Raw genomic sequence first — 13,220 nt, 5'->3', positions numbered from 1 at the left:
TTTTCTCATGCGCGCGCGCTCAGCGCCCGCCTCGTCCCTTGCGCGCGCGCCAGCTGAGCAGCCCCGCGGTGATCAGCACCGCCAGCGCCAGGCCGAACCATTGCACCGCGTAACCCAGGTGGCGCTCGGGTGGCAGCGTGTTCGGCAGCATGTCCAGGTCGCGCGGATAGCCCAGCGGCAGGGCCGGATCCAGGCGCAGCACCTGCGACAAAATGTCGCGGCGTCCGAGCGCCTGGCCGATCGCCGCCGGCTCGATGCGCATCGCCAGCCACAGCTGCGGCGCCGGCGCGGCGACCAGCGCCGGCCCCAGGGTCAGCCCGTGCGACGGCGCCGGCCCGAGCAGGCCGACCAGCGTGTACTGCCCCTGCAACGGCAGCGGCGTCGGCAGCGCGCGATCGGCCGGCAGCGGCAGCCAGCCCAGTTCCACCAGCAGCGGCGCGCGCGCGCCATCGGCCAGGAACGGCTGATACACCTTGACCCCGCTGCGGCCCTCGCGCAGCTGGTTGTCGAGCAGGACCTGCCCAGGCAGGAAACGGCCGCTGCCGTGCACCCAGGCCAGTTCCGCCGGCCGCGCGGCACGCAACGCATCCGCCAGCGCCTGCGGGCGATCGCGGATATGCGCGGCCTGCGCGAGCAGCGCCTGTTTCTCGTGCATGCGCAGCAATTGCCAGCGGCCGAGCGCGCAGAATCCCAGCGCCACCGCCAGCGCGACGCTCCAGCCCAGCCACAGCGGCATGCGCGCGCGCGCGGCGACGCGCGAGGACGCGGTCAGGGTCATAATGCGCCGATACCGTGCACCGAGACGCCCATGAACGACTCGCTGAAAACCCTGCTGATCGTCGCGTTCCTGCTGGTCATTCTGTGGAACCTCGGCGCCGGCCTGTACTACCTGTTGGTGGACCGCGGCCAGAGCAAGCGCACGGTGAACGCATTGACCTGGCGCATCGGCCTATCGGTGTGCCTGATCCTGCTGGTGATCCTGGGCATCTACACCGGCGTGATCAAGCCGCATGGGCTAGGCCGCTGACGCGGCCTAGCCGGGAATGGAGAATCGGGAATAGGGAATCGCAAGAGCAGCACCCCTGCTTTGCCGAATCCCCAATCCCGAATCCCTAATCCCAGCTCTCAAAGTACATAGACGAACAGGAACAACGCCAACCACACCACGTCGACGAAGTGCCAGTACCACGCCGCCGCTTCGAAGGCGAAGTGGTTGTCGCGGCTGAAATGCCCGCGCGCCGAGCGCAGCCACATCACCAGCAGCATGATCGTGCCCAGCAGCACGTGCGCGCCGTGGAAGCCGGTGAGCATGAAGAAGGTCGAGCCGTAGATGCCCGAGCCCAGGGTCAGGTTGAGTTCCTTGTAGGCGTGGATGTATTCCTCGGCCTGGAAGTACAGGAAGGTGCAGCCCAGCAGCACGGTCAGCCCCTGGAACACCAGCAGCCGCGTGCGCTGCCCGGCCTTCAGCGCGTGGTGGGCGATGGTCAGGGTCACGCCGGAGCTGAGCAGGATCAGCGTGTTGATCAGCGGCAGGCCCCATGCCGGGATGGTCTGGAACTGGCCGCCGATCGCGGCCGGGCCGTTGGTCGGCCAGGCCGCCGAATAGCCGTCCCACAGCAGCGCGTTGGTCATCACTCCGTCGCCGTCGCCGCCCAGCCACGGCAGGATGAAGGTGCGGGTGTAGAACAGCGCGCCGAAGAACGCGCCGAAGAACATCACCTCGGAAAAGATGAACCAGACCATGCCCATGCGGAACGACACGTCGACCTGGCGGTTGTAGTGCCCGGCGATCGACTCGCGGATCACGTCGCCGAACCACATGAACAAGGTCGCCACCAGCATTGCGATGCCGGTGAAGAAGGTCCACTTGCCCCAGGCCGCGTCGTTGAGCCAACTGGCCACGCCGATCATGGTCACGAACATCGCGATCGAGCCGATGAACGGCCAGCGGCTGTGGCTGGGCACGTAATAGGCGGTGGCGTCGGTGCTGGGCTGGGCCATGGCGGGCGTTCCGGGTCGGGTCAGGGGGCCGCGCGCGCGGAACCGGCCAGTTTCGGCGATCCCAGTTCCGCGCTCAGCGCATCGTTCTTGAAGAAGGTGTACGACAGGGTGATGGTGGTGATGTCGCCGGGCAGGTTCGGATCGACGATGAAGCGCACCGGCATGTCGCGCTTCTCGCCGGCCTGCAGGGTCTGCGCGGTGAAGCAGAAACACTCGGTCTTGGTGAAGTAGCCCGAAGCGCGCGCCGGCGCCACCGACGGCACCGCGCTACCGACGATCGCGCGTTCGCTGTCGTTGCGCGCGTAGTACAGCGCTTCGTTGAGTTCGCCGGGCACCACCTGCATGGTCATCTGCTCGGGATGGAACGACCACGGCAGCTTGGAATTCACGCCGCCGTCGAACTCGACCTTGACCGTGCGCTTGCCGAGCAGCGGCTTGCCCGCCTGCGGGCCTTCGCCAGGGCCGCGCTCCAGGCGCACGCCGAACACCTTCTCGCAGGCGATGCGGTACAGCGGCACCAGCGAGAAGGTCAGCACGAACACCGCCAGCGCCACGCCGACCAGCTTGAACAGCCCGGCGCTGTTGTGCACCTGCGGCGCCGGCGCGCTCATCGGCCGATCACCCCGGACAGGATGAAGCCGGCATAGATCAGCACCGCGACCGCGCCCACCACCAGCGCGGTGCGCACGGCGCGCTTGCGGCGCAGGGCCAGATCGTCGAGCGGGGGCTGCGCGGTCATCAGTGGCTGATGTCGTCGTGGGCCAGGTCGCCGGGCTTGAGCACCGGCGGCAGGGTGAAGGTATGCGCCGGCGCCGGCGACGGCACGGTCCACTCCAGGCCGCGCGCGCCTTCCCAGGCCCGCGCCTCGGCGCGCGCGCCGTTGCGCAGCGACGCCAGCAGGATGCCGGCCATCAGGAACGGGGTGACGAACATGCCGAACGCGCCGATCGAGCTGACCAGGTTCCAGTCGGCGAACACCACGTTGTAGTCGGGGATGCGCCGCGGCATGCCGGCCAGGCCGAGGAAGTGCTGCGGGAAGAACAGCAGGTTGACGAACAGCATCGTCCACCAGAAATGGAACTTGCCCCAGGCCTCGCTGTACATGCGCCCGGTCCACTTCGGCCACCAGTAGTACACCGCGGCGATCAGCCCGAACACCGCGCCGGTGACCAGCACGTAGTGGAAGTGCGCGACCACGAAATAGGTGTCGTGGTACTGGAAGTCGGCCGGCACGATCGCCAGCATCAGCCCGGAGAAGCCGCCGATGGTGAACAGGATGACGAACGACACCGCCCACAGCATCGGCGCCTCGAAGGTCAACGAGCCCTGCCACATGGTGCTGACCCAGTTGAACACCTTCACCCCGGTGGGAATGGAGATCAGCATGGTGGCGAACATGAAGTAGATCTCGCCGCCCAGCGGCATGCCCACGGTGAACATGTGGTGGGCCCAGACGATGAAGCTCAGGAACGCGATCGCGGCGATCGCGTACACCATCGCCTGGTAGCCGAACAGCGGCTTGCGGCTGAAGGTCGGGATGATCTCGCTGACCACGCCGAACGCCGGCAGGATCATGATGTAGACCTCGGGATGGCCGAAGAACCAGAAGATGTGCTGGTACATCACCGGGTCGCCGCCGCCGGCGGCGTTGAAGAAGCTGGTGCCGAAGAACTTGTCGGTCAGCAGCATGGTCACCGCGCCGGCCAGCACCGGCATCACCGCGATCAGCAGGAACGCGGTGATCAGCCAGGCCCAGCAGAAGATCGGCATCTTCAGCAGGTCGATGCCGGGCGCGCGCATGTTCAGCACGGTGGCGATGATGTTGATCGCGCCCATGATCGAACTGATGCCGGCGACGTGGATCGCGAACACGCTGAAGGCCACGTTGTAGCCGCCCTGCAGCGACAGCGGCGGATACAGCGTCCAGCCGCCGGCCGGCGCGCCGCCGGGCAGGAACAGGGTCAGCAGCAGCAGGGTGAAGGCCACCGGCAGCAGCCAGAACGACCAGTTGTTCATGCGCGGCAGGGCCATGTCCGGCGCGCCGATCTGCAGCGGGATCATCCAGTTGGCCAGGCCGACGAAGGCCGGCATCACCCCGCCGAAGATCATCACCAGCGCGTGCACGGTGGTCATCTGGTTGAAGAACTCGGGCTTGACGAACTGCAGGCCCGGTTGCGCCAGCTCCGCACGGATCACCACGCTCATCGCCGCGCCGATGATGAACATCGTGAAGCTGAAAAGCAGGTACAGCGTGCCGATGTCCTTGTGGTTGGTGGAGAAGAACCACCGTTCCACGAAGCTCTGCTGATGCCCGTGCTCGTCGTGGTGATCGACTGCGGAATGGGCCATGGCGGCTACCTCAAAAAGGAATGCAGGAGATCAGGCGGCTTGCACGGTCGGGTGCGAGCCGGAACGAAGACGGGGCAGCGCGGCCTGCGGCGGCGCGGCCGGCGCAGTCGCCTCGGGCGCGGGCGCGGGCGCAGGCTCGGCGGCCGGTGCGGCAGCCGCAGGCGCGGCCGGGGCCGCCGCCGGGGCCGGCTTGCGCGACGCCAGCCATTTCTGGAAGTCCTGCTTGGACACCGCCTCGACCACGATCGGCATGAAGCCGTGGTCCTTGCCGCACAGTTCCGCGCACTGGCCGCGGTACACGCCGGGCGTGTCGATGTCGGTCCAGGCTTCGTTGATGATTCCGGGGATCGCGTCCTGCTTCCAGCCCAGCGCCGGCACCCACCAGGCGTGGATCACGTCGTCGGAGGTGATCACGAAGCGCACCTTGGTGTTCACCGGCAGCACCAGCCGGTTGTCCACGTCGAGCAGGTAGTGCGGATTGCTCGCCAGGGTCGGCACCTGGCCGCTCTGGCGCATGCGGTCCGAGTCGCGCGCCAGGCGGCTGGTGAAGGACACGTTCTCGCCCAGGTATTCGTAGCGCCACATCCACTGGTAGCCGGTGACCTTGACCGTCAGCTCGGCGTCGCGGGTGTCGTACATGGCGATCAGCTTGGCCGTGGCCGGCCAGGCCATCGCGATCAGGATCAGCACCGGGATCACCGTCCAGATCACCTCGGCCTTGGTGTTGTGGCTGAACTGCGCCGCGACCGCGCCCTTGGACTTGCGGAACTTGAACATCGCATAGCCCATCGCGCCGAACACCAGCACGCCGATGACCGCGCAGATCCACAGCGACAGCATGTTCGAATCGTAGGCGTTGCGCGCGCTCTGGGTGACGCCGCGGCCCATGTTCAACTGCCAGGGTTTCGGATCGGCCGATTGTGCCCACGCCATCGGTGCGGCCAGCGCCGCCGCCAATGCCATTCCGCCCCTGACCGCCTGTTGCTTCCACATGCCGCATTGCTTCATTGCCTAGACCCCTTGGAGCGTCATCGGTTGCGGCCGGTCGCGGCCGCCAGCAAGCCTTCCAGGGTCTGCGCCAGCGCGCGGCGCTCGTCCGGGCCGAGGAACTCGCCGACCCGGACCTGCTTGCCGCTGCACGCCAGCACCACCCTGTCGTCGCCTTCGATCCGCAGCCGCACCCAATGCGGGTGGGCGCGGAACGCCGGCGTTCCTGCATTCGTGCGGGTCACTTCCACGCAGCCCGGACCCACCCGGATGTCCTCTTCGCGATCGCCGCTGCGCCATGACCAGCGCAGCGCGAGCGCCACCACGATGCTGTGCAACAAGGCGAACGCCGGCGCGAACACGTTGCCGGCGAACCACCCCAACACCGCCACTGCCCACATCGCCCCGGCCAGCGCCGCGAACAACATCACGAATTGCCGGGCACTGAGCGCCCGTGGCGGCCGCAGCCGCAGCTGCGTCCCCGCTCCCTCCGCAGAAAACGGAAACATTTCGATCATGTCGAACCGCGCTTCCGAGCCGCCGCGCTGTGCCAGCCGCGAGCAACGATTCGATGGTAGCCCCGGGCCTGCGCGCCGGCAAGCGCGGGTTCATCATAAAAAATGCTGCATTGCAACCAGATTCTCGCCGCGGGCGTTCAGGCATCCAGGCGCGGCGTTGTCCAGCGGACGCGTCGCCGCCGCACTGCGCGAGCGGGCGCTGGCATAAAATGCGCGCATCTTTCCTGGTCCTTCCTGCATGAACGCTCTGTCTGGCGCCGGTTCCGCACCGGCGATGCCGTCCGCGTCTCCCTCGCCGTTGCTTGCCCCCGAACTGCCCCCCGCCTCCCACGCGCTGCGCGCCGCGATCACCGCCGCGTGGCTGAAGGACGAGGCCGACCACGTGCGCGAACTGCTCGAGCAGGCGCGCCTGCCCGCCGCCGACCAGGCCAAGGTGCAGGCGCTGGCCGCCGACCTGGTCACCCGCGTGCGCGCCCGCGCCCAGGACCAGGGCGCGATCGAGGCCTTCATGCGCCAGTACGACCTGGGCAGCGAGGAAGGCGTGCTGCTGATGTGCGTGGCCGAGGCGCTGCTGCGCATCCCCGACCAGGAGACCGCCGACAAGCTGATCCGCGACAAGCTCGGCGACGCGGACTGGAAGAAGCACATGGGCGAGAGCGACTCGGTGCTGGTCAACGCCTCCACCTGGGGCCTGATGCTCACCGGCAAGCTGGTGCAGATCAACGACCTGACCCGCGCCGACGTGGCCGGCGCGTTCAAGCGCCTGATCGGCCGCGTCGGCGAGCCGGTGATCCGCCTGGCGGTGCGCCAGGCGATGAAGATCATGGGCCACCAGTTCGTGATGGGCCGCACCATCGGCGAGGCCTTGTCGCGCTCGAAGAAGGGCGACAACGCGCACTACCGCTATTCGTTCGACATGCTCGGCGAAGGCGCGCTGACGATGCAGGACGCGCGCCGCTACCTCGACGCCTACCGCCAGGCGATCCACGCGATCGGGCGCAGCGGCCCCAACGGCTCGTACACGGGCAGCGACGTGTTCGCCGCGCCCAGCATCTCGATCAAGCTGTCGGCGCTGTACCCGCGCTACGAGCACGCCAAGCGCGCGCGGGTGATGGCCGAGCTGGTGCCGGGCGTGCTGGAGCTGGCGCAACTGGCCAGGTCCTACGGCATCGGCTACACGGTGGACGCCGAGGAAGCCGACCGCCTGGAGCTGTCGCTGGACATCATCGAGGCCACCTTCTCCGATCCGTCGCTGGACGGCTGGGAAGGCTACGGCCTGGCGGTGCAGGCGTACCAGAAGCGCACCCCGTACACGATCGACTTCCTCGCCGACCTGGCGCGCCGCGTCGGCCGCCGCATCCCGGTGCGCCTGGTCAAGGGCGCGTACTGGGACGCGGAGATCAAGCGCGCGCAGGTCGAGGGCCATCCGGGCTACCCGGTGTTCACCCGCAAGCAGAACACCGACGTGTCCTACCTGGCCTGCGCCAAGCGCATGTTCGCGCACAGCGACGCGCTGTACCCGATGTTCGCCACCCACAACGCGCAGACCATCGCCGCGGTGCGCGCCATCGCCGGCAGCAAGGACTACGAACACCAGAAGCTGCACGGCATGGGCGACGACCTCTACGCCGAGGTGATTCCCGCCGACCGCCTGTGCGTGCCGTGCCGCGTGTACGCGCCGGTCGGATCGCACGAGGACCTGCTGCCGTACCTGGTGCGGCGCCTGCTCGAGAACGGTGCCAACTCCAGCTTCGTCAACCGCATCACCGACGAGGACGTGGCCATCGAGGACCTGATCCGCGACCCGGTCGAAGCCGTGTCCGCGTTCGCCTCCATCCCGCATCCGAAGATCCCGCTGCCGGCCGACCTGCTGCGCAGCCAGAACCAGAACAGGAAGAATTCCATGGGCGCCAACCTCGCCAACGACAACGACCTGCGCGCGCTGGCCGACCAGCTCAACGCCGCGATCAAGCCCTGGCAGGCCGCGCCGCTGGTGCCGGGCGCGGTGATCGCCAGCGAGCCGCTGCCGGTGACCAACCCCGCCGACCGCCGCCAGGTGGTGGGCCGCTGGCAGCCGGCCGACGCCGCCACCGTGGAGAAGGCGCTGGCCAACGCAGTGGCCGCGCAGCCGGGCTGGAACCGCACCCCGGCCGCCAGCCGCGCCACCATCCTCGAGCACGCCGCCGACCTGCTGGAAGCGCGCATGCCCGAGTTCATCGCGCTGTGCGTCAAGGAAGCCGGCAAGACCCTGCCCGACGGCGTCGCCGAAGTGCGCGAGGCGGTGGATTTCCTGCGCTACTACGCCGGCCAGGCGCGCGCCCAGTTCGGCGCGCCCGAGCGCCTGCCCGGGCCCACCGGCGAATCCAACGAGCTGCAGCTGCACGGGCGCGGCGTGTTCGTGTGCATCAGCCCGTGGAACTTCCCGCTGGCGATCTTCCTCGGCCAGGTCGCCGCGGCGCTGGCCGCCGGCAACAGCGTCATCGCCAAGCCGGCCGAGCAGACCAACCTGGTCGGCCATGCCGCGGTGAAGCTGCTGCACGAGGCCGGCGTGCCGGAGGCGGCGGTGCAGTTCCTGCCCGGCGACGGCGCCACCGTCGGCGCCGCGCTGACCCGCGATGCGCGCGTGTCCGGCGTCGCCTTCACCGGCTCCACCGAGACCGCGCGCGCGATCAACCGCGCGCTGGCCGCGCGCGATGCCGCGATCGGCGTGCTGATCGCCGAGACCGGCGGCCAGAACGCGTTCATCGCCGACTCCTCGTCGCTGCCCGAGGCGGTGGTCAAGGACGCGATCTCCAGCGCCTTCATCTCCGCCGGCCAGCGCTGCTCGGCCGCGCGCGTGCTGTTCGTGCAGGACGACATCGCCGACAAGGTGATGACCATGCTCGCCGGCGCGATGGCCGAACTGAAGATCGGCGACCCGGGCCTGCTGTCCACCGACGTCGGCCCGGTGATCGATGCCGACGCACTGCAGATCCTCAGCGACCACGCCGCGCGCATGGACCGCGAAGCGCGCCTGATCGCGGTGGCCGCCAGCGACGACGGCACCGCGCACGGCAGCTTCTTCGCCCCGCGCGCCTACGAACTGCAGTCGCTGGCGCAGCTGCAGCGCGAGGTGTTCGGCCCGGTGCTGCACGTGATCCGCTGGAAGGCCGACCAGCTCGACGCGGTGATCGAGCAGATCAACGCCACCGGCTACGGCCTGACCCTGGGCGTGCATTCGCGCATCGACGAGACCATCGAGCGCATCGCCGCGCGCGTGCAGGTCGGCAACGTCTACGTCAACCGCAACCAGATCGGCGCGGTGGTCGGGGTGCAGCCGTTCGGCGGCCAGGGCCTGTCCGGCACCGGCCCCAAGGCCGGCGGCCCGCACTACCTGCTGCGCTTCGCCACCGAGAAGGTGGTCACGGTCAACACCACCGCGGCCGGCGGCAACGCCTCGCTGCTGACGCTGGGCGACTGATCGCGGCCTCGCCAGCGCGTTTTTTCCGTTTTACGGATAGTGTGGTTGTTGTGGGAGCGACTTCAGTCGCGACGGGCATTCCCGGTAACGCCTGTCGCGACTGAAGTCGCTCCCACAGGGATGCTTGGCGACAATCAGCATGGCCGCCTTTGCGGGAGCGATGCGGCGGCGGATTTACGTCCGTCGCCGCACACTCGTTTTACTCAGCCATGCCAATGCATCGGCCCCTGGCACAGGCACTGGCCGTCGTCGCTGAGGTGCCCGAACAGGCTCTCCAGCAAGTCGTGCGACGGCGTCCATTCGCCGATCGCCGGATGGATCAGCATCGCCTTGCGCGCGGTCAGGCGGCTGCCCGACAGCACCGCCTCGATCGCCGCGCGCTCGTAGGCCTTCACCGCGCGGATCAGGCCATGCACCGCGTCCGGCAGCGGCGCGGTCGGGCACGGCACGATGCGGTCGCGGTCGATGTGCGAGGAAATCTCCACGATGTCGTCGTCGGGCAGATCGGCGATCGCGCCCTGGTTGCGCACGTTGACCACGATCTTCGCCGGCACCGCGCCGGTCAGCGCGCTCATCACGTCGATGGCGATGCGGTGGTAGCCGGTGCTGACCCGGAACGGATCGGCCTGCAGGCTGACTCCGGCATCGAACGCCGACCCGCCTTCGGCCTCGAGCTTCATGTACGAGCCCGAGCGCTGGTTCAGATACGCCGCATAGGTCTGCACCGCGCCGTGGCCGTCGCCGGCCTGCAGGCGGCTGCCGAGCGCGGCGATCAGGGCATGGTTCAAGGTCTCGATCTCGGCGCCGCGGCTCGCGCCCTGGGTGCGCTGGTTGGCCAGCGCGCGGCGCCGCTCGTAGTAGAAGAACAGGTATTCGGTGGGGATCAGCCGCAATGCGCGGATCATGTCGAAATCGAACAGCGGCGCCAGGTACAGCTGGCGCAGCAGCGCGTCGTCGCCCAGCAAGCGGTCGATGACCTCCTCGCCGTGCAGGCGCACGCCGCGCACCCAGCCCAGGTGGTTGAGGCCGACGTAATCGCATTCCACCGCGTCGTGGTGCGCGCCCAGCGCATGCGCGATGTTGTGGAACAGCTCGGTCGGGGTATCGCAGATGCCGACGATCTTGGCGCGGGTATGCGTGGTCACCGCCTGGGTGATCAAGCCGGCCGGATTGGTGAAGTTGACCAGCCATGCGTCCGGGCTCAACCGCTCCACCAGCCGCGCCTGCGCGATCGACACCGGCACGGTGCGCAAGGCCATGGCCACGCCGGCCGGGCCGGTGGTCTCCTGCCCCGGATAGCCCTGGTCGATGCTCACCCGCTCGTCGGCGGCGCGCTGCGCGATGCCGCCGATGCGGATGCTGTTGAGCACGAAGTCCGCGCCTTCGATCGCGTCTTCCAGCGAATCGGCGGCGCGCAGCTGCAACTCGCCGCCGAACTCGGCCACCACCGCGCGGCCCAGCGCGACCATCAGCCGTACCCGCTCCGGATCCGGGTCGTACAGCACCATCTCCCGCACGCCCAGTGCCGCGGCCGCCTCGTTGACCCCGTACACGACCAGCGGCGAGCGTACCCCGCCGCCGCCGATCAAGGCGATCTTACGATTCATTGCTGTCATTACGGTTCCTCAGTTGGTCGAAATCGGGGAGGCCGTCCAGCGCGCCGAGCGCGGCGCAGCAGGACGCGCCGCAGAAGCAGGCGCGGCGCAGGCATTCGTCGAGTCCTGCGCCGTCGAGCAGCGCATCGATGAAGCCCGCGTCGAAGGCGTCGCCGGCGCCGGTGGTGTCGCGCACCTGCACCGCGGGCGCGGCCACCAGGCGCGCGCCGGCCGCATCGACCGCCATCGCGCCGGCGCCGCCGAGCTTGATCGCCGCATGGCGCAAGCCCAGCGATGCGGCCCAGTGGCGGCAGGCCTCGGCGCCGTCGCCGCAGCCGAGCAGCGCGGCCTCTTTCTGGTTGGGCAGGAAATAGTCCACCTCGCGGCAGGTGGCGAGGTTGTGTGGCGCAGTCAGCCATTCCAGGCTGAAGCCCACGTCCAGCGAGGTCGTGCAGCCGGCCGCGGCCAGCGCCGGCAGCAGCGTCTGCGCCAGCGCGCGCGACAGCGGCATCGCGAAATGCACGTGGCGCGCCGCGCACAGTTCGTCCAGCACCTCGGCGCGCGCGAGCAGCGCGTCGAGTTGGGTGTTGGCGCCCAGGTAGGTGAAGAACGCCCGGTCGTCGGGCATCGACACGCTGACCGTGATCCCGGTGCCGGCCGGGTCGCTGCGCAGCCCGTCGCTGCGCACCTGGAACTGGCCCAGCCGCTGTTCGAACCACGGCCGGTCGCTCTCGCCGATCAGGCCGATCAGGCGCGTGCTGCGTCCCAGCCGCGCCAGCCCGCAGGCGGTGTTGACGGTGCCGCCGCCGAGTTCGCGCAGATAGGCGCTGGCCAGGGCTTCCTCGCCCGGCTGCGGCCAGCGCTGGAAGCCACTGAGGATGTGATCGGCGTAGATCTCGCCGACCACCGCCACGTCGTACGCGGTCATTTCGGTTCGCAAGGCCATGTGCCCTGTCTCCTGGCCTGGATGAAGAACAGCGCCGTGCCCAGGCACAGCGCCACGACCGCGGCGAGCAGGTGGCGGCCCTGGCTGGTGGCCAGGATGTACAGCCAGCCGGCCACGCTCACCCACAGCGGCCACGGGTACAACGGCATCGAGAACGCGTCGGGCGGGCGCTGCGGTTGCCGCCGCAGCAGCACCACCGCCAGGCACTGCGCCATGAACTGGAACATGATCTGGATGACCATGAGCGTGGCGATCAGGTCGTCCAGCGACAGCAGGCAGGCCAGCGCCGAGGTCGCGCCGACGAACAGCAGCGACACGGTGGGAAAGCGGCCGCGCGGATGCAGCCGCGCGAACACGCGGAAGAACTGGCCTTCGGCCGCCGCCGCGTACGGCACCCGCGAATAGCCCAGCAGCACCACCAGCGCCGATCCCCAGCTGGCGAGCATGATCAGCGCGACCGCGACGGTGCTGCCGACATGCCCGTAGATCGCCTGCATGAAGTCGGCCACCACCGCCTTGGACTGCGCCGCCTGCTGCCACGGCAGCACGCCGAGGATGGCCACGTTCAGGCCCAGGTACAGCGCCGCCACGATCGGAATCGAACACAGCACCGCCAGCGGGATGTTGCGCCGCGGCTGGCGGATCTCGCCGCCGAGCATGCACACGTTGTTGTAGCCGCCGTAGTCGTACACCGCGATCAGCGCCACCGCGCCGAAGCCGAGCCAGAACCCATGCGGCGAGTCGGTCCCCGCGTGCAGGAAGCGCCGCGCGAGCGCCATGTCGAAATGCAGCATGCCGCTGGCCACGATCCACACCACCGCGGCCACCACCGCCGCGGTGACCAGCAGCGACAGCAACTGCACCGAGCGCACCTCGCGGTACAGCAAGGCGGTGTTGAACAGGCACAAGGTCGCAGCGATCGCGGTCAGTTGCCACGACGCCAGGCCGGGGACCAGAAAGGCCAGGTACTGGGTGAAACCGACCGCCGCCGCGCCGATCGACAACGGCGCGGTCAACAGCGTCTGCCACAGGTACAGAAAGCCGAACAGGCTGCCCAGGCGGTCGCGGCCATAGGCCTCGCGCAGATAGTGGTACGGCCCGCCGGACTTGGGGATCGCCGACCCCAGTTCCGCCCAGACCAGGCCGTCGCACAGGCACAGCAGCGCGCCGGCCACCCAGCCCAGCAACACCATCGGCCCGGCCAGCGCCGACAGCGCCAGCGGGATGGTGATGAACGGGCCGATGCCAATCATGTTCAGCAGGTTCGCGGACAGACCGCCCCAGAATCCGATCGCGCGCGGCGGCGCGCGGTCGGCATCGTGGCGCGCGGAGGCATCGGGCGTGGTCAGCAGCATGCGGGCTTC

At 69.1% G+C, this 13,220-nt stretch carries 13 protein-coding genes; 2 read left to right on the top strand and 11 right to left on the bottom strand.

What is annotated here, in order from left to right; genetic code table 11:
• Positions 1-19: 19 nt before the first annotated feature.
• Positions 20-778, bottom strand: a complete 759-nt coding sequence (locus AB3X10_RS02695) for an SURF1 family protein (RefSeq protein WP_369978840.1) — start codon at positions 776-778, stop codon at positions 20-22.
• A gap of 30 nt (positions 779-808) precedes the next feature.
• Between AB3X10_RS02695 and AB3X10_RS02690 the strand changes: the two genes are divergently transcribed.
• Positions 809-1,027, top strand: coding sequence for a twin transmembrane helix small protein (locus AB3X10_RS02690; protein ID WP_003480622.1), 219 nt, complete (start codon positions 809-811; stop codon positions 1,025-1,027).
• Between the two features lie 98 nt (positions 1,028-1,125).
• Here AB3X10_RS02690 and AB3X10_RS02685 read toward each other — a convergent pair whose 3' ends face one another.
• The 7 genes from AB3X10_RS02685 to AB3X10_RS02655 form a co-directional block, all read right to left on the bottom strand.
• Positions 1,126-2,001, bottom strand: a complete 876-nt coding sequence (locus tag AB3X10_RS02685) for a cytochrome c oxidase subunit 3 (protein WP_145708740.1) — start codon at positions 1,999-2,001, stop codon at positions 1,126-1,128.
• Between the two features lie 20 nt (positions 2,002-2,021).
• A complete protein-coding gene (locus tag AB3X10_RS02680) occupies positions 2,022-2,612 on the bottom strand; it encodes a cytochrome c oxidase assembly protein (RefSeq protein WP_369978838.1) in 591 nt (196 codons plus the stop codon).
• A complete protein-coding gene (locus AB3X10_RS02675; protein ID WP_369978836.1) occupies positions 2,609-2,740 on the bottom strand; it encodes a hypothetical protein in 132 nt (43 codons plus the stop codon). Before AB3X10_RS02675 ends, AB3X10_RS02680 begins: the two co-directional genes overlap by 4 nt.
• Positions 2,740-4,350 carry a cytochrome c oxidase subunit I gene (gene ctaD, locus AB3X10_RS02670; RefSeq protein WP_369978834.1) on the bottom strand — a complete coding sequence of 537 codons (1,611 nt, stop codon included), beginning with the start codon at positions 4,348-4,350 and terminating at the stop codon, positions 2,740-2,742. The genes AB3X10_RS02675 and ctaD overlap by 1 nt, the downstream gene beginning before the upstream one ends.
• 30 nt (positions 4,351-4,380) lie before the next feature.
• Entirely contained in the window at positions 4,381-5,358 is a 978-nt protein-coding gene (gene coxB / locus AB3X10_RS02665; RefSeq protein WP_369978832.1) for a cytochrome c oxidase subunit II, read from the bottom strand.
• A gap of 20 nt (positions 5,359-5,378) precedes the next feature.
• On the bottom strand, positions 5,379-5,855 hold the full coding sequence (locus tag AB3X10_RS02660) for a DUF2244 domain-containing protein (RefSeq protein WP_145708748.1): 477 nt from the start codon (positions 5,853-5,855) through the stop codon (positions 5,379-5,381).
• Between the two features lie 93 nt (positions 5,856-5,948).
• The gene (locus AB3X10_RS02655; RefSeq protein ID WP_369978831.1) at positions 5,949-6,074 is read right to left on the bottom strand and encodes a hypothetical protein; all 126 of its coding nucleotides are present in this window, start codon (positions 6,072-6,074) and stop codon (positions 5,949-5,951) included.
• Positions 6,075-6,129: 55 nt separating this feature from the next.
• On the opposite strand from AB3X10_RS02655, the gene putA reads away from it, so the two are divergent.
• The gene (gene putA / locus AB3X10_RS02650) at positions 6,130-9,315 is read left to right on the top strand and encodes a bifunctional proline dehydrogenase/L-glutamate gamma-semialdehyde dehydrogenase PutA (RefSeq protein WP_369981614.1); all 3,186 of its coding nucleotides are present in this window, start codon (positions 6,130-6,132) and stop codon (positions 9,313-9,315) included.
• A gap of 203 nt (positions 9,316-9,518) precedes the next feature.
• Here the strand turns inward: putA and AB3X10_RS02645 are convergent, their stop codons facing one another.
• The 3 genes from AB3X10_RS02645 to AB3X10_RS02635 are packed head-to-tail and all read right to left on the bottom strand — an operon-like array spanning position 9,519 to position 13,211.
• Complete coding sequence (locus tag AB3X10_RS02645) at positions 9,519-10,922, bottom strand: 6-phospho-beta-glucosidase (RefSeq protein ID WP_369978829.1); 1,404 nt, start codon at positions 10,920-10,922, stop codon at positions 9,519-9,521.
• Positions 10,912-11,838 (bottom strand): carbohydrate kinase family protein, encoded by a 927-nt coding sequence (locus AB3X10_RS02640; protein WP_369981612.1) that lies wholly within the window; start codon positions 11,836-11,838, stop codon positions 10,912-10,914. The genes AB3X10_RS02645 and AB3X10_RS02640 overlap by 11 nt, the downstream gene beginning before the upstream one ends.
• On the bottom strand, positions 11,835-13,211 hold the full coding sequence (locus AB3X10_RS02635; protein ID WP_369978827.1) for an APC family permease: 1,377 nt from the start codon (positions 13,209-13,211) through the stop codon (positions 11,835-11,837). Before AB3X10_RS02635 ends, AB3X10_RS02640 begins: the two co-directional genes overlap by 4 nt.
• Positions 13,212-13,220 lie beyond the last annotated feature (9 nt).

Source organism: Xanthomonas sp. DAR 80977 (genome assembly GCF_041240605.1).
Taxonomy (GTDB): domain Bacteria; phylum Pseudomonadota; class Gammaproteobacteria; order Xanthomonadales; family Xanthomonadaceae; genus Xanthomonas_A; species Xanthomonas_A bundabergensis.
Note: the sequence above shows the minus strand (reverse complement) of the source record. Positions and strands in the feature narration are given on the sequence as shown.